Below are 22773 nucleotides of genomic sequence, written 5' to 3' on the forward strand. Positions count from 1 at the left end.
ACGTTCGCGCGAAGCATTGAAGACGACGCGGCGGCCATCGTGCCGCCGCGTTGCCGTTTCCGCGCGTCTCAGCGCACCTCGTCGGCCGGGGTCAGCTCGAAGATGCTGTCGATCTCGACAGGGATGCCCATCGGCAGCGTATGCACACCGAGCGCGCTGCGCGCCGGCAGCGCGTCCTCGCCGAACAACTCGCGCAGCAGGTCGCTCGCGCCGTCGGCCACCAGCGGATGCGCGGTGAACGAAGCCTCGGCGCGCACGTAGACGGTCAGCCTCACGCAGCGCAGCACGCGATCGAGCCCGCAGGCCTCGTGCAGGCAGGCGAGGATCATCTCCATGGTCAGGCGCGCGGCCTGCCGCGCGCGTTCCGGCGAGATCTCGCTGCCCACCTGGCCCACCACCGGCTTGCCTTGCTCAAAGGGGCCGAGCCCCGATACGTGCGCGAGATCGCCGACGAGCGAGACGCTGCGATAGGCGCCGAGCGGGCGGATCGGCGCGGGAAGTTCGATGCCGAGCGTAGCCAGGCGTTGCAGGACGGATTGCGTCACGAATCATCTCCAGAAGGCGGGCCGGCCGGCCCGTTCCTTGCAGAACGCCTGGCGGCGCCTGCGTATTCCAGAACGGTTGCACTAAAATATCGGCTCCGGCGCATCCCGCGCCCGGACGATTCCACGGGAGGAACCCGGCGATGGCCCGTCCACGCGAATTCGACGAGCAGGCCGTGCTCGATGCGGCGATCGCGCAGTTCTGGTCGCATGGTTATGCCTCGACCTCGGTGCGCGATCTGGCGACGACGATGGGCATGACCGGCGCCAGCGTCTACAACGCCTTCGGCGACAAGCGCGCGCTGTATGCCCGGTCCTTCGAGCGCTACGTGGAGGCGGGCTTTCGCGATCGCGTGCGACGCTTCGAGCATCAATTGCCGCCGCGTGAGGCGATCGTCGCCTTCTTCGAGGAGATCATCCGTCTCACCGTGCAGGACGCGCAGCGCAAGGGCTGCATGATCGTCAATACCGCCCTGGAACTGGCGCCGCACGACGCGGATTTCCAGCAGTTGCTCGAACGCATCCTCGAGGATATCGAGGCCTTTTTCCTGCGCTGCGTCGAGGCGGGGCAGGCCGAGGGCACGATTGCGCCCGAGCTGGCCGCGGTCGATACGGCGCGCATGCTGTTCGCGGTCTTGCTGGGCTTGCGCGTGCTGGCCCGCGTGCGGCCGCGGCGCGAGCTGCTCGAAGGGGCGGTGCGGCCCGCGCTGGCGATGATCGGCGCGAGCCTGCCGACGGCGAAGCCGCGCGGGCCGGCGCGAGAGACGTAGCGGCGGCACATCCTTCGCGACGACGCCTCGCGCCTTATCGACAAACCGCAGCGAACCGCAGCGAACGGCAGCGCGCGGCGACGGCCGCATCACCAGCGCAGCAGGCGCGGCCCCAGCAGCGCGCCGAGCGCGGCCGGCAACGACATCCCCAGCACATACCAGAGCGCCCAGAAGGCCGGGCTCATCTCCGGGCAATGCAGGCAATAGGCGGCGGTCGCGATCGCGCTGGCGAGCAGCCCGGCCACCGCGCCGGTCTGCCTCGGCCGGGTCGCCGCCAGGGCGCGCATGGCCCAGAACACCGCGGCGAAGCTCGGTGTCGACAGCAGCAGGATGTTGAGCGCACAGACCTTCCACGACAGGCCCAGCATCAGCGGCAGGCGCGCTCCGGGCGCCGCGGCGGCCAGCACGAGTGCGCCGCCGATCCACACCAGCAGGAAGGGCAGCGCGAGCAGCCACCAGCGACGCCCGCCTCGCGAGCCGGGACGGCCCAGGCGTTCGGCCAGCGGCCAGGCGACAGCCGCCACGGCCAGCGGAAAGGCGAGCTTGATCCAGAACAGGGCCGTGTCCATTGCCGGTGCCAGGTCGCGGCGCCAGCCGAACAGCAACCAGGTCAGCAGCAGCGAGCCGCCCAGGCCGAGCGGCAGCGCCGTGCCGAAGCGGCGCGCCGCGGCGCCGCGATCGGCGGGCGCGACACCGGTGGCGAGCAGGCCGATCAGTTCGTCGGTTCTCATCGCTCACCCCGGATCCGCGCCGCCAGCGCCTTGAGCCCGCGATGCACGCCCACCTTCACCGCCGATTCGGACAAGCCCGTCAGTGCCGCCGTCTCGGTCACCGACAAACCCTGCAGCTTCACATGCAGGATCGGCAACCGCTGCTTGTCGGGCAGGTGCTCGAGCAGCTTGCCGATATCGTGGCGCGCCTGGGCCGGCTCGTCGTCGGCCACGGCGAACATCGCCTCGTGATCGTCCTCGAATGGCACGTTGAGCGCTTCGCGGCGAAACCGCGAGCGGAAGAAATCCATCAGCTTGTAGCGCGCGATCGCATGCACCCAGGCCGTCAGCGGTTCGTCGCTGCGATAGGTGTGGCGCGCATGATGGACGGCCAGCAGGATCTCCTGGACCAGGTCCTCGACGTCGTCGTGCAATTGCGGAATGCGCTTGCGCAGATAACCGCGCAGGTGACGCGTCAATTCCTGCAGAAAGCCGTGATAGGCGTTGGCATTGCCGTCGAGTCCGCTGACGAACAGCGCTTTCAGGCGGTCTTCCGCTGCGTACAAGGTGCATCCTGTGATGACGGGGCGGCGGTCGCGACTGGGCGTGTCCGCCGGACTGGCATCGACCTGGGACGGCGCGGGCCGCGCGCCTGGGTACGACGGCTCAGGTCTTCGAAATCGGGGTTTTAGATCGACTGTTTTAGAACGACTGCCGCAGAATAACCGAAGGATTTGGGTGCCGCAAGCGCGTGGCCCGATCGCCTCGCCTCGCGGTCGCGCGCTTCGCTTCGGCCTACCACGTTGTCCGGTTCGACGGCCGCCCGGCGCGGGTGACGGCGCGACGGCAAAAATATTTGCGCGCCGGTGTAACCGAAATCACCGCGCTATCGAATACCTTGGCATGACGGTTCATGTTCGACGAACACGAATCCTTGCAATCCACTTACGCGGTGTTCGATATGGCACTCTCCCTGATCCGATCCGGGCCGCAGCCGATGCGAGCCAAGCCGGTGCATCCGGTCTGGCTGCGCATCACGCACTGGCTCAATGCGCTGGCCGCGCTGCTGATGATGCTGTCCGGCTGGCGTATCTACAACGCCTCGCCGGTGTTCGAATCGATCACGTTCCCCTCGTCGTGGACGCTGGGCGGCTGGCTCGGCGGCGCGCTGCAATGGCATTTCGCGGCGATGTGGCTGCTGGTGCTCAACGGGCTGGTCTACCTGGCGATCAACCTCGCCAGCGGACGCTTCACGGCGCGCTTTTTCCCGCTGTCGCCCGGCGCGGTGCTGCGCGACCTGTTCGCGGCCCTGCGCGGCAAGCTCTCGCACGCGGACCTGACGCACTACAACGCGGTCCAGAAGCTCGCCTACCTGGTGGTGGTGCTCGACCTGGTCGTGCTGGTGCTGTCGGGGCTCGCGATCTGGAAATCGGTGCAGTTTCCCTTGCTGCGCGAGCTGTTCGGCGGCTACGACACGGCGCGCGTGGTGCACTTCTGCGCGATGGCGGTGATGGCGGCCTTCATCGTCGTGCATGTCGCGATGGTGGCCTTGGTGCCGCGCTCGCTGCTGACCATGCTGCGCGGCCGTTGAGCGCAGGAGAAGAACCATGAAGAACCTGCTCCGCCCGCGCCTGAGCGTCGATCGCGACACCGTGCTCGCCGATGCGCAACGTGAACTCTCGATGCCCTCGCGGCGCCTGTTCGGCAAGCGCCTGCTGACGCTCGGCGGCCTGTCGATGCTCAGCGGCTGCACGCTCGGCGACGACGCCTCGGTCGACGGTTTCCTGTCCGCCGTCTCGCGCCTCAACGATCGCGTGCAGGCCGCGCTGTTCGATCCCCGCGCACTCGCGCCCACCTATACCGAGGCGCAGATCACGCGGCCGTTCCCCTTCAATGCCTTCTACGGCATCGACCAGGTGCCGCAGGTGGACGGCAGCGACTTCCGCCTGAAGCTCGGCGGCCTGGTGAAGGGACAGCGCGTCTGGACGCTGCCCGAGCTGTATGCCCTGCCGCACGAGGAGCAGATCACGCGGCATATCTGCGTGGAAGGCTGGAGCGCGATCGGCCGCTGGGGCGGCACGCGCTTCGGCGATTTCCTGCGGCGCGTCGGCGCCGACACCAGCGCGAAGTACGTGGGGTTCCGCTGCGCCGACGACTACTACGAAAGCATCGACATGGCCACGGCCCTGCATCCGCAGACGCTGCTGGCCTTCGACTACGACGGCCAGCGCCTGCCGGCGCAATACGGCTACCCGATGAAGCTGCGGATGCCGACCAAGCTCGGCTACAAGAATCCGAAGCACATCGTCGAGATATTCGTGACCAATGTCTACCCGGGCGGTTACTGGGTCGACCAGGGTTACAACTGGTTCGGCGGATCCTGAGATCCGCCGGCTGTTCCCCCAAACGGTCCGCGATGGACGGACCGATTTTTTCCACCCGGTAAAGGAGTACATGATGAAGGTTCTGGCAACGGCAATCGTGACGGCAACGCTGGCTTTCGGCGCTGCGGCGGCATTCGCGCAGGCGAGCGGCGCCATGTCGAACGACGCGATGAGCAAGGATGCGATGTCGCACGACGCGATGGGCAAGGGCGCCATGAAGCACGACGCCATGAAGCACGACACGATGGGCAAGAAGGGCGGCAAGATGAAGAAGCACGATGCGATGGGCATGTCGCCCGCGGCATCGGACGCGATGTCGAAGTAAGGCGTCTTCCCGAGCCGAACCCGGCCCGCGATCCTGGAAGGGATCGCGGGCTTTTTTTCTCGTTCGTTGTAACCGCAACCGTCAGGGTTCCGAACTGACCTGCGCGCGGACGAATCCGGATGACCAGGAACCGGACGCCGAGCGCACATGATCCACCCGCGAAACAGGCAGCCGATCCGGTATGCGGGGGGTAACTCGAAACCTGATGAACGAGGTAAACGGATGAAGCTCAAACTGGTGACGGCACTGACGATTACGGCGGTGATGCTGGCGGCATGCGGCGGCGACGATTCGACGACGACGACGGCGAGCGCGCCGCCCGCGGTCACGCCGCCGGCTGTCACGCCGCCGGCCACGCCGCAGAAGGTCACGCAGCTGTTCGCGCAGACCAACGACGCGCAGAACGCGGTGCTGCATTTCGTGCGCAACGCGGACGGCACGCTGAGCGCGATGCCGAGCCTGGCGACCGGCGGCAAGGGCACCAATGGCGTCAACTACTTCATGGGCAACACGGTCGCGCCCGATGCGCTGACCAGCAACAACAGCCTGATCGTCTCGCCGGACGGCACGCGTTTGTTCGTGGCCAACGCCGGTGACAACACGGTCAGCGTGTTCTCGATCTCGGGCAGCACGCTGAGCCTGCTGGCGGTGTCGCCCACCGGCGGCACGCGGCCGACCTCGCTGGCGTTTTCGAACGGCGTGCTCTATGTCACGCACCAGCAGGGCGCGCAGGAGCTGGGTGCCTATCGTGTCGGCGACGACGGCAAGCTGAGCGCGATCGGCCAGTACGCGGTGGTGGTGCAGGACGCGCTGCCGACCCAGGTGTCGCTGAGCCCGGACGGCAAGTTCGTGATCGTCAACGGCTTCCTGCGCACCGTCACGCCCACCGCGCCGCTCAATACGCTGCTGGCCTTCCCGGTGCAGGCCGACGGCACGCTCGGCACGCCGGTGAACAGCACCTCGGCCGGCGTCGGCCCGTTCGGCGGCCGCTTCGGCACCGGCGCGCTGGCCTCCACCTACGTGGTGACCGACGCGCCGGGCGGCAGCGTGGAATCCTTCAGCTTCTCGGCGCCGAGCGGCAACTTCACCTCGACCGGCGCGCCCGTCACCGTGACCGGGCAGGCCGCGCCCTGCTGGATCTCGCTGACGCCGGACAACCGCTTCGCCTACATCGGCAACGGCAGCGGCGCGGTCTCGCTGTTCTCGATCGACGGCGCCGGCAAGCTCACGCTGGTCAATGCCTCGGCGGCCACCGAAACGCCGGTCGCGGGCCAGAGCTCGGCCTTCGCCAACGATTCCTGGGTCAGCCCGGACGGCAAGTTCCTCTACCAGGACTACGCCGGCGACGACAAGATCGTGGCCTACGCGATCGGTGCCGACGGTGCGCTGAGCAAGCTCGGGGAACAACCCGCCAACACGCAGTCGAAGATCAGCCTGCAGGGTTTGACGGGGATCTGAGGCAGCGGCTGGCGTCGCCCGGACGAGGTTCAGGCCGCTGCGAAATCCACCGCGGCCTGCGCGTGCAGCGCGGTGGTATCGAACACCGGCAGCGGCGAATCGCGCTCGCCGATCAGCAGCGTGATCTCGGTGCAGCCGAGGATCACCGCCTGCGCGCCGCGCGCGGCCAGCCGGCCGATGATGGCCGCGTAGGCGGCGCGCGAGGCCGGCTCGATCAGGCCGTGGCAAAGCTCCTCGTAGATCACGCGATGGACCGTGTCGCGATCCTCGGCGTCCGGCGTCAGCACCTCGATGCCGAAACGCTCGGCCAGCCGCGCCGCGTAGAACGGCAGTTCCATGGTGTAGCGCGTGCCGAGCAGGGCGACCCGCTCGACGCCGGCCGCGCGCAGCGCGGCGCCGGTCGGATCGGCGATGTGCAGGAAGGGCAGCGTGAGCACGCGCTCGATCGCGTCGGCCACGCGATGCATGGTGTTGGTGGTCAGCACCACGACGTCGGCGCCCGCCGACTGCAACTGTCGCGCCGCGTCGGCCATGCGCGCGCCGAGCGCGTCCCAGTCCTGGGCGCGCTGCAGCGCCTCGATCTCGGCGAAATCGACCGTCACCATCACGCTCTTCGCGTTGTGGTGGCCGCCGTGCCGCGCCTTCGAGGCGCGGTTGATCATCCGGTAGTATTCCGCCGACGATTCCCAGCTCATCCCGCCGATCAGGCCGATCGTCTTCATTGCGCTGTTCCTGTTGGTGATTGGGCTGGTCGAGTATAGGCGGCGAACCCGGCTTGCGGCGGTACACCTGGGGCCGGAACGACCGGTACGGATCGAGCGATCCGGCCGTGACGGTGCGTCGAGCCGTTTGCACGGCACACGGCGGCGCACGAGGGGATTGATCGGGCGAAAGCGCCTGCCGTATGCTCTGCCGAACAGGCACCACGCGCGAGGCGATCCGTGCTGCCGATCGAATTCAGGGGATGGCGATGCTCCACTACGATTCCGCCCACTGGCTGGCCTTCCTGGGCATGGCCGTGCTGCTCAATGTCACGCCGGGGCCGGACCTGGCCTTCATGCTCGGCCATACCGTCAAGAGCGGCCGGCGCCACGGTTTCGCCGCGATGCTCGGGGTCTGGAGCGGCGCGCTGTTCCATGGGATGTGCGCCGCGATCGGTCTGTCGGCGATCCTCTACACCTCGGCCAGCCTGTTCCTGGTGGTGAAGTGGGTGGGCGTGATCTACCTGAGCTGGCTCGGCATCCAGGCGCTCCGGTCGAAGTCGGGCGCTTTCCAGCTCGACGAGCCGACCCGCCAACGCAGCCCCATGCAGGTGTTCCTGCAGGGCGTGCTGATCGACATCCTCAACCCCAAGGTCGCGATCTTCTTCCTGGCCCTGTTGCCGCAGTTCGTGGTGGCCGGCGCCGGGCCGGTGCCGCTGCAGCTCGGCCTGCACGGCGTGCTGATCGTCGCGGTGGCGGCCGTGATCGAGCCGCCGCTGATCCTGTTCGGCGATCGTCTGGCGCAGCGTCTGCGCGCCAGCCGGCGCATGGCGGCCTGGATCGACCGCACGCTGGGCGCCTTCTTCCTCGGGCTCGCCGCCAAGCTGGCCGTGTTCCGGCAATAAGGGCTGCGTGGCACGGCATCGCGATGCCGCTCGGCTGCTCCAAGCCTTTATCTTTTCCAAGCGATCCCTCAACACGGCGACACTGTTTTTTTGTACAGTATCGTCACCTTGAAACCGCTCGCTTCCTCCCCCGCCATGGAATCCGTCGCGCCGTCCGCTTCGTCGGGCGGCGCGACCGGGTTCGCGCGCAAGATCATCCACCTCGACTGCGACTGCTTCTACGCCTCGGTCGAGATGCGCGACGATCCCTCGCTGCGCGGCCGGCCGCTCGCGGTGGGCGGGCGGCCCGACCGGCGCGGCGTGATCGCCACCTGCAACTACGAGGCACGGCGCTTCGGCGTGCATTCGGCGATGTCCTCGGCACTGGCGGTACGCAAGTGCCCCGAGCTGCTGATCCTGCCGCCCTCCATGGACAAGTACCGCGTCGCCTCGCGGGCGATCATGGCGATCTATCGCGACTACACGCCCGAGGTCGAGCCGCTCTCGCTCGACGAGGCCTATCTCGACGTCAGCGGCACCGAGCGCTGCCAGGGCAGCGCCACCCTGATCGCGCGCGAGATCCGCGAGCGCGTGCGCGACACGGTCGGCGTGACGGTCTCGGCCGGGGTCGCGCCGAACAAGTTCATCGCCAAGATCGCCTCCGACTGGAACAAGCCTGACGGCCTGTTCGTGGTGCGCCCGCATCAGGTCGAGGCCTTCGTGGCGGCGCTGCCGGTGCGCAAGCTGTTCGGCGTCGGCCGGGTGACCGCCGGGCGGCTCGAACGGCTCGGCATCGAGACCTGCGCGCAGTTGCGCGACTGGTCGCTGTTCGACCTGCATCGCGAGTTCGGCGCCTTCGGCCGGCGTCTGCACGAGCTCTCGCGCGGCATCGACGAGCGGCGCGTGCATGCCGATCGCGAGCGCAAGTCGGTCAGCGTGGAGACCACCTATGTGGCCGATCTCGTCACGCCTGAGCAGTGCGCCGAGGAACTGCGCAAGCTGGTGGTCCAGCTCGACACGCGCATCGAGCGCACCCACTCGCGCAAGACCATCCGCAAGCTGTTCGTGAAGATCCGCTTTGCCGATTTCCAGCGCACCACGGTCGAGTGCGTGGCCGATCGCAGCGATGCGGACACGGCCGTCGCGCTGCTCGAGAAGGGGCTGGAGCGGCGGCGCCAGCCGGTGCGGCTGCTCGGCGTGGGCGTGAGGGTCGACGAGGACACGGCCGAGCGCCACGGCCAGATCGCGTTGTTCGACGACGACGAGGACCCGACGCCCGAAGTGTCGATCGAGGAGGGTGACGACGAAGCGGACAGCGCGTCCGCATGAAAAAACGGCATCCACGCGAGGTGGATGCCGTTGGTCGGTGATTCGACACATTCGACACGTGCCGGCGGCGGCCGGCGCGCGTCGATCAGGCGTCTGGCGGCGCCTCAGTGCGGCTGCGTGCCGGCGGCCATGCCGTTGTGGCGCAGCAGCGCGTCGATCTCCGGCTCGCGGCCGCGGAAGGCCTTGAACGAGTCCATCGCCGGGCGGCTGCCGCCCACTTCGAGGATCTCGCGGCGATAGCGCGTGCCGGTGGCCGCGTCGAGCACCGTGCCGCTCGCCTTGGCCGCTTCCTCGAAGGCCGCGTAGGCGTCGGCCGACAGCACCTCGGCCCACTTGTAGCTGTAGTAGCCGGCCGCGTAACCGCCCGCGAAGATATGGCTGAAGGTGTTCGGCCAGCGCGAGAACGGCGCCTGCGGGATCACGTGGAAGCGCTCGTTGATCTCGCGCGCGAATTCCACCGCGTTGCTGGCGCCGGTCGGATCGAAATCGACATGCAGCAGCATGTCGTACATCGAGAACACGATCTGGCGCAGTGTGCCCAGCCCGCTCTGGAAGTTCTTCGCGGCCAGCATCTTGTCGAACAGCGCGCGCGGCAGCGAGGCGCCGGTCTCGACGTGCGAGGACATCGAGGGCAGCACGTCCCATTCCCAGCAGAAGTTCTCCATGAACTGCGAGGGCAGCTCGACCGCATCCCATTCCACGCCGTTGATGCCCGACACGCCGAGCTCGTCGACGCGCGTGAGCATGTGGTGCAGGCCGTGGCCGAACTCGTGGAACAGCGTGATCACCTCGTCGTGCGTGAAGCAGGCCGGCTTGTCGCCGATCGGCGCCGAGAAGTTGCAGGTTAGGTAGGCCACCGGCGTCTGCAGGCCGGCCGCGCGTCGGGCGCGCGAGCGCGCGTCGTCCATCCAGGCGCCGCCGCGCTTGCCCTCGCGCGCGTAGAGGTCGAGATAGAACTGCGCGACCAGGCTGCCGTCGGCGTTCTCGACGCGGAAGAAGCGCACGTCGGGATGCCAGACCGGCGCCTCGTCGCGGCGGATCTTCACGCCGAACAGCGTCTCGGTGACGGTGAACAGGCCCTTCAGCACGGCCGGTTCCGGGAAGTACTGCTTGACCTCGTTTTCCGAGAACGCGTAGCGCTGCTCGCGCAGCTTCTCGGCCGCGTAGGCGACGTCCCAGGGCGCCAGCTCGCTCATGCCGAGCGTGCCGGCGGCGAAGGCGCGCAACTCGTCCCAGTCGCGCTCGGCGTGCGGACGCGCGCGCACCGCCAGGTCCTCCAGGAAGGCCGTGACCTGGGCCGGCGATTCGGCCATCTTCGGCGCCAGCGACACTTCCGCGAAGTTCGCGTAGCCGAGCATCACGGCTTCCTCGCGGCGCAGCGCGAGCGTCTCGGCCACCACCTTGGTGTTGTCCCATTCGGCCTTGCCGCCGCCGTATTGCGGGCCCAGTTCCGAGGCGCGCGTGACGTAGGCGCGGTACAGGGTCTCGCGCATCGCGCGGTTGTCGGCGTATTGCAGGACCGGAAAGTAGGAGGGGAAGTGCAGGGTGAACTTCCAGCCGGCCTTGTCCTCGCGCTGCGCGGCCTCGCGCGCGGCGGCGATCGCGTCGTCGGGCAGGCCGGCGAGCTGGTCTTCCGATTCGGCGTAGTAGGCGTAGCCGTTGGTGGCGTCGAGCACGTGGTCCGAGAAGGCCTTCGAGAGCGCGGCCTGCTGCTCCTGCAGCTCGGCGAAGCGCGGCTTCTGCGCCTCGGGCAGCTCGGCGCCCGACAGGCGGAAGTCGCGCAGCGAGTTGTCGAGGATCTTGCGGCGCTCGGCGCTCAGCGTGGCGTATTCGGCGCCGGCGGCGATCGCCTTGTACTTCTCGTAGAGCGCGAGGTTCTGGCCCACGCTAGACCAGAATTCGGTCACGCGCGGCAGGTTCTCGCCGTAGGTCGCGCGCAGCTCCGGCGTGTCGGCCACCGCGTTCAGGTGGCCGACGATGCCCCAGGCGCGGCCGAGCGGCTCGGTCACGCGCTCGACGGCTTCCACCACCTCGTTCCAGGTGGCGGGCGTGGCCGGGTCGGCGGCGCGGGCGACGGCGTCTTCCGCCTGTTCGAGCAGCGTATCGAGGGCGGGCGTCACGTGTTCGGGACGGATCTCGCCGAAGCGGGGCAGGCCGGAGAAATCGAGAAGCGGGTTGGCGTTGGCGCTGACGGACATGGTGCTCCCTGCGGGGTCGGAATTCGGTTCAACGGGCGCGGCAGCGAGGCCGCGGCATGTCGACATTATTGGGGCGGTGTGGCCGGTTTCCAATCGGAAGTTTCTAACGAGGTGATTGGCGGCGCGACGGGGCGGGCGGCGGCTCGGGGAAAAGCGGGGCGGGAAGACGGCGCGACGGGGAGGGGGCGAAAACGAGCAGCAGGGGCGAAAAGCGGGGAAGCGCCCCGCCGGCAGGTGGCGGGGCGGGCCCGGGGAGGCCGGCCGAAGCCTGCGCGGCTCGACCGGGCCCCGGGCGCTCAGGCCGCCGCGTCGGCCGCGCGTTCGGCGGCTTCGAGCGTGTTGATCAGCAGCATCGTGATCGTCATCGGACCGACCCCGCCCGGCACCGGCGTGATGAAGCCGGCCACCTCGCGCAGGCCGTCGAAATCGACGTCGCCGCAGAGCTTGCCTGCCTCGTTGCGGTTCATGCCGACGTCGATCACCACCGCGCCGGGCTTGATCATGTCGGCGGTCAGCACGTTGCGCTTGCCGACCGCGGCCACCACCACGTCGGCCTGGCGAGTGTGGGCGGCCAGGTCGCGGGTCTTGCTGTGGCAGATGGTGACCGTCGCGCCGGCCTCGAGCAGCAGCATCGCCATCGGCTTGCCGACGATGTTCGAGCGGCCGATCACCACCGCGTTGGCGCCGCTCAGGTCAATGCCGTGCGCCTCGAACATCTTCATCACGCCATAGGGCGTGCAGGGGCGGAACAGCGGCTTGCCGGTCATCAGCGCGCCGGCATTGGCGACGTGGAAGCCGTCCACGTCCTTCTCGGGCGCGATCGCCTCGATCACCTTGTGGCTGTCGATATGGCCCGGCAGCGGCAGTTGCACCAGGATGCCGTGGATCTGCGGGTCGCGGTTCAGCGCGTCGATATGGGCCAGCAGGTCGGCTTCGGACAGCGTCGCCGGGTAGACGTCCTTCTTCGAGTAGAAGCCGTTGTCCTCGCAGGCCTTGATCTTGTTGCGGACATAGACTTCGCTGGCCGGGTTGTCGCCGACCAGCACGACCGCGAGGCCGGGGCGATGGCCGCGCGCGCTCAGCGCGGCGGCGCGTTCGGCCGCTTGCGCGCGCAGGGTCTTCGAAAGGGCGTTGCCGTCGATCAGGGTGGCTGTCATGGTGGGATTCGATCCGAATAGGGAAAAGCCGGCGCGGCGGCCCGGCGGGGGCGCCGCTGCAAAGCACGGAATTATACCTATCGCCTGCCGGGACCCGACATCGATCCGGCGATGGGGCGCCATGACGGCGCGATGGATGGGGCGGGCATGACCGGCGGCGGGCGTCGTCACGGGCGGGGCATGGCCGCGCCGGGCCGGCCGCGCGGGCGCCGAATGCAAGGCCGCGGCATCCGCGCGGCGACCCGGATCACAACGCGGATGCCGCGGCGGTCCGTCAAGCGGCAGGTCGGGAAGGCAAGCAGATCAACGCAAGCGCCCCCGGGATCACGCGCCCTCGCCAGCCCCGTGGCCGGGGCGTGACAGGGCGGCGCGTTACGCGCTCAGGCCTGCTTCTTCGACAGCGCGAGACGCAGCAGGTCCGCGACCGTGTTGACGTTGAGCTTTTCCATGATGTTGGCGCGGTGCGCCTCGACCGTCTTGATGCTGATGCCGAGATCGTCGGCGATCTGCTTGTTCAGGCGCCCCGCGATGATGCGCTCGAGCACCTGCTGCTCGCGCGCGGTCAGCTTGGACAGGCGCTCGCTGGCGGCGCGCTGCTCCTGGACGCTCTTGCTCTCGTTGCGGGCCTTGTCGAGCATGCGCTCGACCAGCTTGCGCAGCTCGGCCTCGTCGAAGGGCTTCTCGATGAAGTCCATCGCGCCCTTCTTCATGGTCGAGACCGCCATCGGCACGTCGCCGTGGCCCGTCACGAAGATGATCGGCAGCGCGGCGTTGTCGGCGATCAGGCGTTCCTGCAACTCCAGGCCGCTCATGCCCGACATCCGCACGTCGAGGATCAGGCAGGCGATCTGGCCGGCCTGCAGGGCCGGCTGATAGCCGTCGAGAAACTGCTCGGCGCTCGAGAAGCATTGCACGCGATAGCCGTTCGCCTCCAGCAGCCAGCGCAGCGAATCGCGCACGGCCTCGTCATCGTCGACGACAAAGACGGTTTCCTGAGGGGTGGTGACAGGGCTATTCATATCTCTCCCGTAACAGTATGTGATGCCACGCCGCTGCGGCCGTGGTCCTCGGGTGCCCCGATGGGCAGGCTGCAATGGAACGTCGCGCCGGAAACGCGGCCGTCCGCCTCGATATTGTTGACGACCCAGAGCCGACCGCGGTGCGACTCGATGATCGAACGACAGATGTTGAGCCCCATGCCCATGCCGTCGGACTTGGTGCTGTAGAACGGTTCGAACAGGCGCTCGGCGGACGCTTCGTCCACGCCCGGGCCCTGATCGATCACACGGATGTCGACGAAGCCGGCCTCGATGTCGGCCACCACGCGGATCAGGCCGTCGGTGTTCGGATCCTTGACCTCGCCCATCGCCTCGGCCGCGTTCTTCATCAGGTTCATCAACACCTGCTCGATCAGCACGGGGTCGACATAAATGATAGGCATTCTCGCGCGAATTTCCGTGACGATCCGGATTCGCCGCTTGCGCGCCTCGATCTCGGCCAGGCCCACCGCGTCGGCCACGATGTCGGCCACTCGCGCGGCCTGGCGCTTGGGCTCGCTGCGCTTCACGAATTCGCGGATGCGCTTGACGATCATGCCGGCGCGCAGCGCTTGCTGGGCAGTCTTCTCAAGCGCCGGCAGCAGCGTCTCGGCGGTGCCGCGGCCGCTCTTGACCAGCGCCACGGTGCCCGAGCAGTAGTTGTTGATGGCCGCCAGCGGCTGGTTCAGCTCGTGCGCGATCGACGAGGCCATCTCGCCCATCGTCATCAGGCGGCTGGTGAACTGCAGCTTCTCTTCCTGCTGGTGGGCCAGTTCCTGGGCCTTCTTGCGGGTGGTGATGTCGGTGGCGATCTGCATCTGCGCCAGATGGCCGTCCACCCACTGGATGTACTGGCGGCGCACCTCGAACCACTTCTGGATGCTCTCGACGTAGACTTCCTGCGCGTCGGCCGTGCTTTCGGTCAGCGCCGTGGCCGGCAGGCCGGCGAAGGCGTCGACCATGTCGATCGAGTCGGAGGAGGCCTGGGTGCTGTCGAAACCGCCGCCGGACAACTCCAGGTGGCCGTCGGGGCGGATGCCGAACAGATGGCGGTAGTAGCGGTTGGCGAACAGCAGCTCGGCCTCGTCGGCAGCCAGCACCGAAACCGCGGCGTCCAGGCTCTCCAGCACGGTAGTGAAGCGCTCGTGGGCGGCGGCCAGTTCCTCGCGGGCGCGCTTGGGCTCGGTGATGTCGGTCATCGACGACATCCAGCCGGTCTGGCGGCCCGAGCTGTCGATCAGCGGCGAAACATAGAGCCGCGCGTGGAACATCGAGGCGTCCTTGCGGCGCACCCGAAGCTCGAAGCCCGAGGAGGGCGCCTTGCCGCGCAGCGTCATGTCGAGCTGGCGCTGCATTTCGGGATAGGCGTCGCGCGGCCAGTAGGGGAAGGGCGCGGTCTTGCCGACCAGGTCGGCCTCGTCCCAGCCCGTCATGCGGCAGAAGGCCGGATTCACGTGGGTGATGCGGCCGTGCATGTCCAGCACGCGCATGCCGATCAGCACCGAATTCTCCATCGCGCGCCGGAAGAAGGCTTCCGCGTACAGCGCCTGCTGTGCCTCGAAGCGCTGGCGGGTGTGCTTCCAGAGGCTCCACAGGCTCCAGAGCACGAAGCAGGACAGGCCCGCGACCAGCCAGACGAGCGTGTTGTTCGTCAGGTTCGTCATCTGCGGATAGGCGTAGACGCGAACCGTCAGGCCCTGGCCGGGCGGGTCCAGCGGCAGGTCGTAATGGGCGTCGCGCGGCAGGCGCGGGCGCGAGGAGGTCGAGGCCAGCTCGCGGTTGTTGACGTCGGTGATCGAGATCTTGTACTTGGCCGATAGCTCGGGCGGGATGTCGTGCTTGAGGATGCCCTCGACCGAGAACACCGCAGCGATCGAGCCCAGGTATTCGCGGTCACGCATCACCGGGGTCTGCAGCGTCACGAAGCCGTTGCCGAAATCGTCGTAGGTTATCGCCGCGTAGGCCTGCCGGCGCGTTTCCCTGGCGTCCGACCAGGCGCCGCGCACGATCTCGGCCAGTTGGGTGTCGTTCGGCTTGGCCAGGCGCTGGCCCAGCGCCGGGATCTGCATGTCCGGCCAGCGCGCGGCGCCGGGCGCGACATACCAGTTCAGGTAGAGGATCTCGGGATGCGCCTGCATCACGTCGCCGACGCCGGACTGGAAGCCGTGCTCGTCGACGCGGCCCAGCGCGATGTCGCGCGCGAAGGCCTGCAGTTGCTCCTGGGCGCTCGTCATCGACAGGCGGATCTGCTGCTGCGCCCAGGCGACGTTGCGATAGAGGGTGTCTTCCTGCTGTTGTTGTTCGCGGCGGTTGAGGCTCCACAGGATGAGGCTCATCACCACCAGGAACACCAGGATCGACAGCAGCGGCGTCAACAGATAGGAATTGGACCACCACGGGCCGTGGTGCCAACGGGACGGCTGCGACTCGGCCGGCGCACCGGACGCTCGCGCCGAGCGTGCGAATAGCCGATCGGTCAACATGGCACGCATTGTAGCGCAGGGCCATGCGGACAAAACGGCGTCGCGCATTGTTGAACTGAAAGCGAAATTTGTCGCGGATGGGCCAAGCGGCAAGGGTGCGGCGCAGCAAAATTTCGCATGGTGAGAAACAATCTCACAACTCGAAAATTTTGTTGCGCCAGCCCGCCGAGGGTCTTTACAATCCGCCGGAGCTTGCCGCAGCCGGCCGGAATCACGTCGTCTGCACGCAGCGCGATCCTCACACTCAGGACCCAGGAGACGAGTATGTCCGCTGTACCGAACGAAGTGATGAAGTATGTGGCCGCCGAGCACGACGAAGATGCCCAGGAAACCGTCGAATGGCTCGAAGCCCTGAACGGCGTGATCTCGTCCGTCGGTCCTGGCCGCGCGCACTACCTCATCGAGAAGCAGATCGAGTTCGCCCGCATGAACGGCGAACATCTGCCGTTCTCCGCGAACACCCCCTACATCAACACCATCCCGCTCGACCAGCAGGCCAAGAACCCGGGCGATCAGGATCTCGAGCACCGCATCCGTTCGTACACGCGCTGGAACGCGCTGGCGATGGTGCTGCGTGCCGGCAAGGACACCAACGTGGGCGGCCATATCGCCTCGTTCGCCTCGGCCGCGACCCTGTATGACGTCGGCTACAACCACTTCTGGCACGCGCCGTCCGCCGAGCACGGCGGCGACCTGGTGTTCGTGCAGGGCCATTCCTCGCCGGGCGTCTACTCGCGCGCCTTCCTGCTGGGCCGCCTGACCGAAGACCAGCTCGACAACTTCCGTCAGGAAGTGGGCGGCAACGGCATCTCCTCGTACCCGCATCCGTGGCTGATGCCGGACTTCTGGCAGTTCCCGACCGTCTCGATGGGCCTCGGCCCGATCATGGCGATCTACCAGGCCCGCTTCATGAAGTACATGGAAGCGCGCGGCATCGCCAAGACCCAGGGCCGCAAGGTCTGGGCCTTCCTCGGCGACGGCGAGACCGACGAGCCGGAATCGCTCGGCGCGATCGGCATGGCCAGCCGCGAGCGGCTGGACAACCTGGTATTCGTGATCAACTGCAACCTGCAGCGCCTGGACGGCCCGGTGCGCGGCAACGGCAAGATCATCCAGGAACTGGAATCGGAATTCCGCGGCGCCGGCTGGAACGTCATCAAGGTGATCTGGGGCAGCCGCTGGGATGCGCTGTTCGCGCGCGACAAGAGCGGTGCCCTGATGCGCCGCATGATGGACGTGGTCGACGGCGAGTACCAGACCTACAAGTCGGAGTCGGGCGCCTACGTGCGCGAGCACTTCTTCAACACGCCGGAGCTGAAGGCGCTGGTCGCCGACTGGTCCGACGACGACATCTGGAACCTGAACCGCGGCGGCCACGATCCGCACAAGATCTACGCGGCGTTCCACGAGGCGAGCAACTCCAAGGGCTCGCCGACCGTGATCCTGGCCAAGACCATCAAGGGCTACGGCATGGGCGAGGCCGGCCAGGCCATGAACATCACGCACCAGCAGAAGAAGCTGCCGGTCGAGCAACTGAAGCGCTTCCGCGACCAGTTCCGCCTGCCGATCTCGGACGACGTGATCGGCGACGTGCCCTACCTGAAGTTCGAGGAAGGCTCGAAGGAACTCGAGTACATGCGCCAGCACCGCCAGGCGCTCGGCGGCTACCTGCCGCAGCGCCGCCAGAAGGCGGAATCGCTGCCGGTGCCGGCGCTCGAGGTGTTCGAGCCGCTGCTCAAGGGCACCGGCGAAGGCCGCGAGATCTCGACCACCATGTCCTTCGTGCGGATCCTGAACATCCTGCTCAAGGACAAGGCGCTGGGCAAGCGCGTGGTGCCGATCGTCCCGGACGAGTCGCGTACCTTCGGCATGGAAGGCCTGTTCCGCCAGATCGGCATCTGGAACCAGCAGGGCCAGAAGTACGTGCCGGAAGATTCCGACCAGCTGATGTTCTACAAGGAATCGGAAACCGGCCAGATCCTGCAGGAAGGCATCAACGAAGCGGGCGGCATGTGCGACTGGATCGCGGCGGCGACGTCGTATTCGACGCACAACGAGATCATGGTGCCGTTCTACATCTTCTACTCGATGTTCGGCTTCCAGCGTATCGGCGACCTGGCCTGGGCCGCCGGCGACATGCGTTCGCGCGGCTTCCTGCTGGGCGGCACCGCCGGCCGGACCACGCTGAACGGCGAAGGCCTGCAGCACGAGGACGGTCACTCGCTGCTGTGGGCGGCCTCGGTGCCGAACTGCGTCAGCTATGACCCGACCTTCGGCTACGAACTCGCGGTGATCATCCAGAACGGCCTGCAGCGCATGGTGGCCGACCAGGAAGACGTGTACTACTACATCACGGTGATGAACGAGAACTACGAGCACCCGGCGATCCCGCAGGGCGAGCACGTGGCGGCCGACATCATCAAGGGCATGTACGCGTTCAGGAAGGCCGAGGCCGACCAGAAGGCACCGCGCGTGCAACTGCTGGGCGCGGGCACGATCTTCAACGAAGTGATCGCCGCCGCCGACCTGCTGAAGAACGACTGGGGCGTCGCCGCCGACCTCTGGAGCGTGCCGAGCTTCACCGAACTGGCGCGCGAAGGCCATGACGTCGAGCGCTGGAACCTGCTGAACCCGACCGAGGAGCGTCGCCTGTCGCATGTCCAGAAGCTGCTGAAGGACACGCAAGGCCCGGTGATCGCATCGACCGACTACGTGCGCGCGCTGGTCGACCAGATCCGCGGCCAGATCGATCGCCGCTTCGTGGTGCTCGGTACCGACGGCTACGGCCGTTCGGACACCCGCAAGGCGCTGCGCCACTTCTTCGAGGTGGACCGCTACTGGGTGACCGTCGCCGCGCTGAACGCGCTGGCCGACGAAGGCACGATCGACCGCAAGGTCGTGGCCGAGGCGATCAAGAAGTACGACCTCGATCCGTCCAAGCCCAATCCGATGACGGTTTAACGCAAACGTGCCATGTCATGCCGCGCACGCCGGTGACGGCGCGCGCGACCCAGGAGACAGATACAGATGAGTCAAGTGATCGAAGTGAAAGTGCCGGATATCGGCGATTTCAAGGAAATTCCCGTCATCGAGGTGCTGGTGAAGGCGGGCGATACGGTGGAGAAGGAGCAGTCGCTCGTCACGCTGGAATCGGACAAGGCCACCATGGACGTGCCGAGCTCGGAAGCGGGCGTGGTCAAGGAAGTGAAGGTCAAGGTGGGCGACAACGTGTCGGAAGGCACGCTGATCGTGATCCTCGAGGGTGGCGCGGGCGAGGCCAAGGCCGCAGCCCCGAAGGCAGACGAGGCGCCGAAGGCCGAAGCACCGGCCGCGGCTCCCGCCGCTGCGCCGGCTGCCGCTGGCGGCACGGTCGAGGTGAAGGTGCCGGACATCGGCGACTTCACGGACATCCCGGTCATCGAGATCGGCGTGAAGGTCGGCGACAAGGTCGAGAAGGAACAGTCGCTGGTCACGCTGGAGTCGGACAAGGCCACCATGGACGTGCCGAGCCCGGCCGCCGGTGTGGTCAAGGAAATCAAGGTCAAGATCGGCGACAACGTCTCGGAAGGCACGCTGATCGTGCTGCTGGAAAGCGGCGAAGGCGCCGCGCCGGCCGCGGCCGCGCCGAAGGCCGAGGCAGCCAAGGCGGATGCGCCCAAGGCCGCCGCGCCGGCCCAGGCCGAAGCGAAGCCGGCACCGGCCGCGCAGGCTGCCGCGCCGGCACCGGCGCCCGCAGCGGGCGGCCGTGCCAGCCACGCCTCGCCGTCGGTGCGCAAGTTCGCGCGCGAACTCGGCGTGGACGTCGGCGGCGTGACGGGCAGCGGCCCGAAGGGCCGTATCACCAAGGACGACATCACCGCCTTCGTGAAGGGCGTGATGTCGGGCCAGCGCGCGGCACCGGCTGCCGCGGCTGCACCGGCCGCGGCAGCCGGCGGCGAGCTGAACCTGCTGCCGTGGCCGAAGATCGACTTCGCCAAGTTCGGTCCGGTCGAAGCCCAGCCGCTGTCGCGCATCAAGAAGATCTCGGGCGCGAACCTGCATCGCAACTGGGTGATGATCCCGCACGTCACGAACAACGACGAGGCCGACATCACCGAGCTCGAGGCGCTGCGCGTCCAGCTCAACAAGGAAAACGAGAAGTCGGGCATCAAGTTCACGATGCTGGCCTTCGTGATCAAGGCCGTGGTCGCGGCGCTCAAGAAGTTCCCGAACTTCAACGCGAGCCTGGACGGCGACAACCTGATCCTCAAGCAGTACTACCACATCGGTTTCGCCGCCGACACGCCGAACGGCCTGGTCGTGCCGGTGATCCGCGATGCGGACAAGAAGGGCCTGGCCGACATCGCCAAGGAAATGGCGGACCTGTCGAAGGCGGCGCGCGACGGCAAGCTCAAGCCCGACCAGATGCAGGGCGGCTGCTTCTCGATCTCCTCGCTGGGCGGCATCGGCGGCACGCATTTCACGCCGATCGTCAACGCCCCGGAAGTCGCGATCCTGGGCCTGTCGCGCGGCGCGATGAAGCCGGTGTGGGACGGCAAGCAGTTCGTGCCGCGCCTGACCCTGCCGATGTCGCTGTCGTACGACCATCGCGTGATCGACGGCGCGGCGGCCGCGCGCTTCAATGCGTATCTCGCGCAGATCCTCGGCGACTTCCGCCGCGTGATTCTCTGATGCCTGACGGCATCCCGGTGCCGGTTCGACGTGGCGCGCGCCCTGCGCGCCGCGCGGCCGACACGGCGCGCGCGACGTCCGCCTTGCCGGCGGCATCGCGCGCGTGTTCGCGGATGCGGGGTTCGATCGGCGGTAGCTCAAACAAGTAGGGGACAGTTCATGAGTCTCATCGAAGTGAAGGTGCCGGATATCGGCGATTTCAAGGAAATTCCCGTCATCGAGGTGCTGGTGAAGGCGGGCGACACGGTCGAGAAGGAGCAGTCGCTCGTCACGCTCGAGTCGGACAAGGCCACCATGGACGTGCCGAGCTCGGAAGCGGGCGTGGTCAAGGAAGTGAAGGTCAAGGTGGGCGACAACGTGTCGGAAGGCACGCTGATCGTGGTGCTGGAAGGCAGCGCGGACGCCGCGAAGCCGGCGGAAAAGGCGCCGGAAGCACCGGCTGCCAAGCCTGCCGAGAAAGCGGCTGAAAAGCCGGCCGAGAAGGCCGCGCCGGCTGCCGCGCCGCAGGCCGGCAGCTATTCGGGCAGCGCCGATATCGAATGCGACATGCTGGTGCTCGGCTCGGGCCCCGGCGGCTATTCGGCCGCGTTCCGCGCCGCCGACCTCGGCATGAAGACGGTGCTGGTCGAGCGTTATCCGGTGCTCGGCGGCGTGTGTCTGAACGTCGGCTGCATCCCGTCGAAGGCGCTGCTGCATACCGCGCTGGTGCTCGACGAGGCGGCCGCGCTCGCGCATCACGGCATCTCCTTCGGCAAGCCCGAGGTCGACCTCGACAAGCTGCGCGACTTCAAGTCGGGCGTGGTCAAGCAACTGACCACCGGCCTGGCCGGCATGGCCAAGGCGCGCAAGGTCGAGGTGGTGACCGGCGTCGGCAGCTTCGTCGATCCGAATCACCTGGAAGTGCAGGTCGAGGGCGGCAAGAAGGTCGTCAAGTTCAAGCAGGCCATCATCGCGGCCGGCTCGCAGGCCGTGAAACTGCCCTTCATGCCGGACGATCCGCGCGTGATCGACTCGACCGGCGCGCTGGAGCTGCGCCAGTTGCCCAAGCGCATGCTGGTGATCGGCGGCGGCATCATCGGCCTGGAAATGGCGACCGTCTACTCGTCGCTGGGCGCAGAGATCGACGTGGTCGAGATGATGGACGGCCTGATGATGGGCGCGGACCGCGATCTGGTTAAGGTCTGGGAAAAGCACAATGCCAAGCGTTTCGGCAATGTGATGCTCAAGACCAAGACGGTGGGTGCCGAGGCAAAGGAAGACGGCATCTACGTGAAGTTCGAGGGCGAGAAGGCCCCGGCGGACGCGCAACGCTACGACCTGGTGCTGGTGGCGGTGGGCCGCAGCCCGAACGGCAAGAAGATCGGCGCCGACAAGGCGGGCGTGGCGGTCACCGATCGCGGCTTCATCGAGGTCGACAAGCAGATGCGCACCAACGTGCCGCACATCTTCGCGATCGGCGATATCGTCGGCCAGCCGATGCTCGCGCATAAGGCCGTGCATGAAGGCCATGTCGCGGCCGAGGCGGCACATGGCGAGAAGGCCTACTTCGACGCGCTGCAGATCCCGTCGGTGGCCTATACCGATCCGGAAGTGGCCTGGGCCGGCAAGACCGAGGACCAGTGCAAGGCCGAGGGGATCAAGTACGGCAAGGCCGTGTTCCCCTGGGTGGCATCGGGCCGCGCGATCGCGAACGGTCGCGACGAGGGCTTCACCAAGCTGATCTTCGACGAGGAAACCCATCGCGTGATCGGCGGCGGCATCGTCGGCCTGAATGCGGGCGACCTGATCAGCGAGGTCTGCCTGGCCGTCGAGATGGGCGCGGACGCCGAGGACATCGGCAAGACGATCCACCCGCACCCGACGCTCGGCGAGTCGATCGGGATGGCCGCCGAACTGTACGAAGGCGTCTGTACCGATCTGCCCCCGGTGCGCAAGAAGAAGTAAGAGGTCGTGCCTTGGCCGGTGCCTGTTGGCGCCGGTCGCGTGCATGGCTTGCGGCCCCGTTCCGGCTTGTCCGGCGGGGCCGTTTTCGTTGGTGTCGAAGGGAGATGTGTCGCGCGAGGGCGCGGGAAGCGCTGGCGCAGAATGGAAAAAGCCGCGCAATGCGCGGCTTTTTCGTGACGG

General features: G+C 67.6%; 19 protein-coding genes. 11 read left to right on the forward strand and 8 right to left on the reverse strand.

The window, feature by feature from the left end; translation table 11 throughout:
• Positions 1-68: 68 nt before the first annotated feature.
• Positions 69-545 (reverse strand): RidA family protein, encoded by a 477-nt coding sequence (locus tag FB600_RS26435; protein WP_098153822.1) that lies wholly within the window; start codon positions 543-545, stop codon positions 69-71.
• A gap of 140 nt (positions 546-685) precedes the next feature.
• Between FB600_RS26435 and FB600_RS26440 the strand changes: the two genes are divergently transcribed.
• Entirely contained in the window at positions 686-1312 is a 627-nt protein-coding gene (locus FB600_RS26440) for a TetR/AcrR family transcriptional regulator (RefSeq protein ID WP_096750544.1), read from the forward strand.
• A gap of 89 nt (positions 1313-1401) precedes the next feature.
• On the opposite strand, the gene FB600_RS26445 is transcribed toward FB600_RS26440, so the two are convergent.
• Both FB600_RS26445 and FB600_RS26450 read right to left on the reverse strand, forming a co-directional pair.
• Positions 1402-2043 carry a DUF1109 domain-containing protein gene (locus FB600_RS26445; RefSeq protein ID WP_145757646.1) on the reverse strand — a complete coding sequence of 214 codons (642 nt, stop codon included), beginning with the start codon at positions 2041-2043 and terminating at the stop codon, positions 1402-1404.
• Positions 2040-2588: a sigma-70 family RNA polymerase sigma factor gene (locus tag FB600_RS26450; RefSeq protein ID WP_013698759.1), complete on the reverse strand. Its 549-nt coding sequence runs from the start codon at positions 2586-2588 to the stop codon at positions 2040-2042. Before FB600_RS26450 ends, FB600_RS26445 begins: the two co-directional genes overlap by 4 nt.
• A gap of 395 nt (positions 2589-2983) precedes the next feature.
• On the opposite strand from FB600_RS26450, the gene FB600_RS26455 reads away from it, so the two are divergent.
• The 4 genes from FB600_RS26455 (at position 2984) to FB600_RS26470 (ending at position 6189) form a co-directional block, all read left to right on the forward strand.
• On the forward strand, positions 2984-3613 hold the full coding sequence (locus tag FB600_RS26455) for a cytochrome b/b6 domain-containing protein (RefSeq protein WP_098154748.1): 630 nt from the start codon (positions 2984-2986) through the stop codon (positions 3611-3613).
• A 16-nt stretch (positions 3614-3629) separates the two neighbouring features.
• Positions 3630-4406 (forward strand): molybdopterin-dependent oxidoreductase, encoded by a 777-nt coding sequence (locus tag FB600_RS26460; protein ID WP_025099849.1) that lies wholly within the window; start codon positions 3630-3632, stop codon positions 4404-4406.
• A gap of 73 nt (positions 4407-4479) precedes the next feature.
• On the forward strand, positions 4480-4731 hold the full coding sequence (locus FB600_RS26465; RefSeq protein ID WP_186467885.1) for a pentapeptide MXKDX repeat protein: 252 nt from the start codon (positions 4480-4482) through the stop codon (positions 4729-4731).
• Positions 4732-4953: 222 nt separating this feature from the next.
• Positions 4954-6189: a lactonase family protein gene (locus FB600_RS26470; protein ID WP_145757648.1), complete on the forward strand. Its 1236-nt coding sequence runs from the start codon at positions 4954-4956 to the stop codon at positions 6187-6189.
• A 29-nt stretch (positions 6190-6218) separates the two neighbouring features.
• Here the strand turns inward: FB600_RS26470 and FB600_RS26475 are convergent, their stop codons facing one another.
• Complete coding sequence (locus FB600_RS26475; RefSeq protein ID WP_096748485.1) at positions 6219-6911, reverse strand: aspartate/glutamate racemase family protein; 693 nt, start codon at positions 6909-6911, stop codon at positions 6219-6221.
• Between the two features lie 248 nt (positions 6912-7159).
• Here FB600_RS26475 and FB600_RS26480 point away from each other — a divergent pair, with 248 nt between their 5' ends.
• Both FB600_RS26480 and dinB read left to right on the forward strand, forming a co-directional pair.
• Entirely contained in the window at positions 7160-7795 is a 636-nt protein-coding gene (locus tag FB600_RS26480; protein ID WP_145757649.1) for a LysE family translocator, read from the forward strand.
• Positions 7796-7930: 135 nt separating this feature from the next.
• A complete protein-coding gene (gene dinB, locus FB600_RS26485) occupies positions 7931-9103 on the forward strand; it encodes a DNA polymerase IV (RefSeq protein ID WP_096748486.1) in 1173 nt (390 codons plus the stop codon).
• Between the two features lie 104 nt (positions 9104-9207).
• On the opposite strand, the gene FB600_RS26490 is transcribed toward dinB, so the two are convergent.
• From FB600_RS26490 to fixL, 4 genes are all read right to left on the reverse strand, one after another.
• Entirely contained in the window at positions 9208-11301 is a 2094-nt protein-coding gene (locus FB600_RS26490) for a M3 family metallopeptidase (RefSeq protein ID WP_145757650.1), read from the reverse strand.
• 296 nt (positions 11302-11597) lie between these two features.
• Positions 11598-12458 (reverse strand): bifunctional methylenetetrahydrofolate dehydrogenase/methenyltetrahydrofolate cyclohydrolase FolD, encoded by an 861-nt coding sequence (gene folD / locus FB600_RS26495; protein ID WP_013698750.1) that lies wholly within the window; start codon positions 12456-12458, stop codon positions 11598-11600.
• Positions 12459-12838: 380 nt separating this feature from the next.
• A complete protein-coding gene (fixJ, locus tag FB600_RS26500) occupies positions 12839-13477 on the reverse strand; it encodes an oxygen response regulator transcription factor FixJ (RefSeq protein ID WP_013698749.1) in 639 nt (212 codons plus the stop codon).
• Positions 13474-15978 (reverse strand): oxygen sensor histidine kinase FixL, encoded by a 2505-nt coding sequence (fixL, locus tag FB600_RS26505; RefSeq protein ID WP_164467550.1) that lies wholly within the window; start codon positions 15976-15978, stop codon positions 13474-13476. The genes fixJ and fixL overlap by 4 nt, the downstream gene beginning before the upstream one ends.
• Between fixL and FB600_RS37825 the strand changes: the two genes are divergently transcribed.
• The 4 genes from FB600_RS37825 (at position 15977) to lpdA (ending at position 22593) form a co-directional block, all read left to right on the forward strand.
• Positions 15977-16102 carry a hypothetical protein gene (locus tag FB600_RS37825; RefSeq protein WP_261383469.1) on the forward strand — a complete coding sequence of 42 codons (126 nt, stop codon included), beginning with the start codon at positions 15977-15979 and terminating at the stop codon, positions 16100-16102. The two genes, fixL and FB600_RS37825, sit on opposite strands and share 2 nt — an antisense overlap.
• A gap of 140 nt (positions 16103-16242) precedes the next feature.
• Positions 16243-18939, forward strand: coding sequence for a pyruvate dehydrogenase (acetyl-transferring), homodimeric type (aceE, locus tag FB600_RS26510; RefSeq protein ID WP_013698747.1), 2697 nt, complete (start codon positions 16243-16245; stop codon positions 18937-18939).
• Between the two features lie 66 nt (positions 18940-19005).
• Positions 19006-20649, forward strand: coding sequence for a dihydrolipoyllysine-residue acetyltransferase (aceF, locus tag FB600_RS26515; protein WP_145757651.1), 1644 nt, complete (start codon positions 19006-19008; stop codon positions 20647-20649).
• A 159-nt stretch (positions 20650-20808) separates the two neighbouring features.
• Complete coding sequence (lpdA, locus tag FB600_RS26520; protein WP_098153827.1) at positions 20809-22593, forward strand: dihydrolipoyl dehydrogenase; 1785 nt, start codon at positions 20809-20811, stop codon at positions 22591-22593.
• Positions 22594-22773 lie beyond the last annotated feature (180 nt).

Origin of the sequence: Burkholderia sp. SJZ089 (assembly GCF_007828315.1) — a bacterium.
Classification (GTDB): Bacteria; Pseudomonadota; Gammaproteobacteria; order Burkholderiales; family Burkholderiaceae; genus Burkholderia; species Burkholderia gladioli.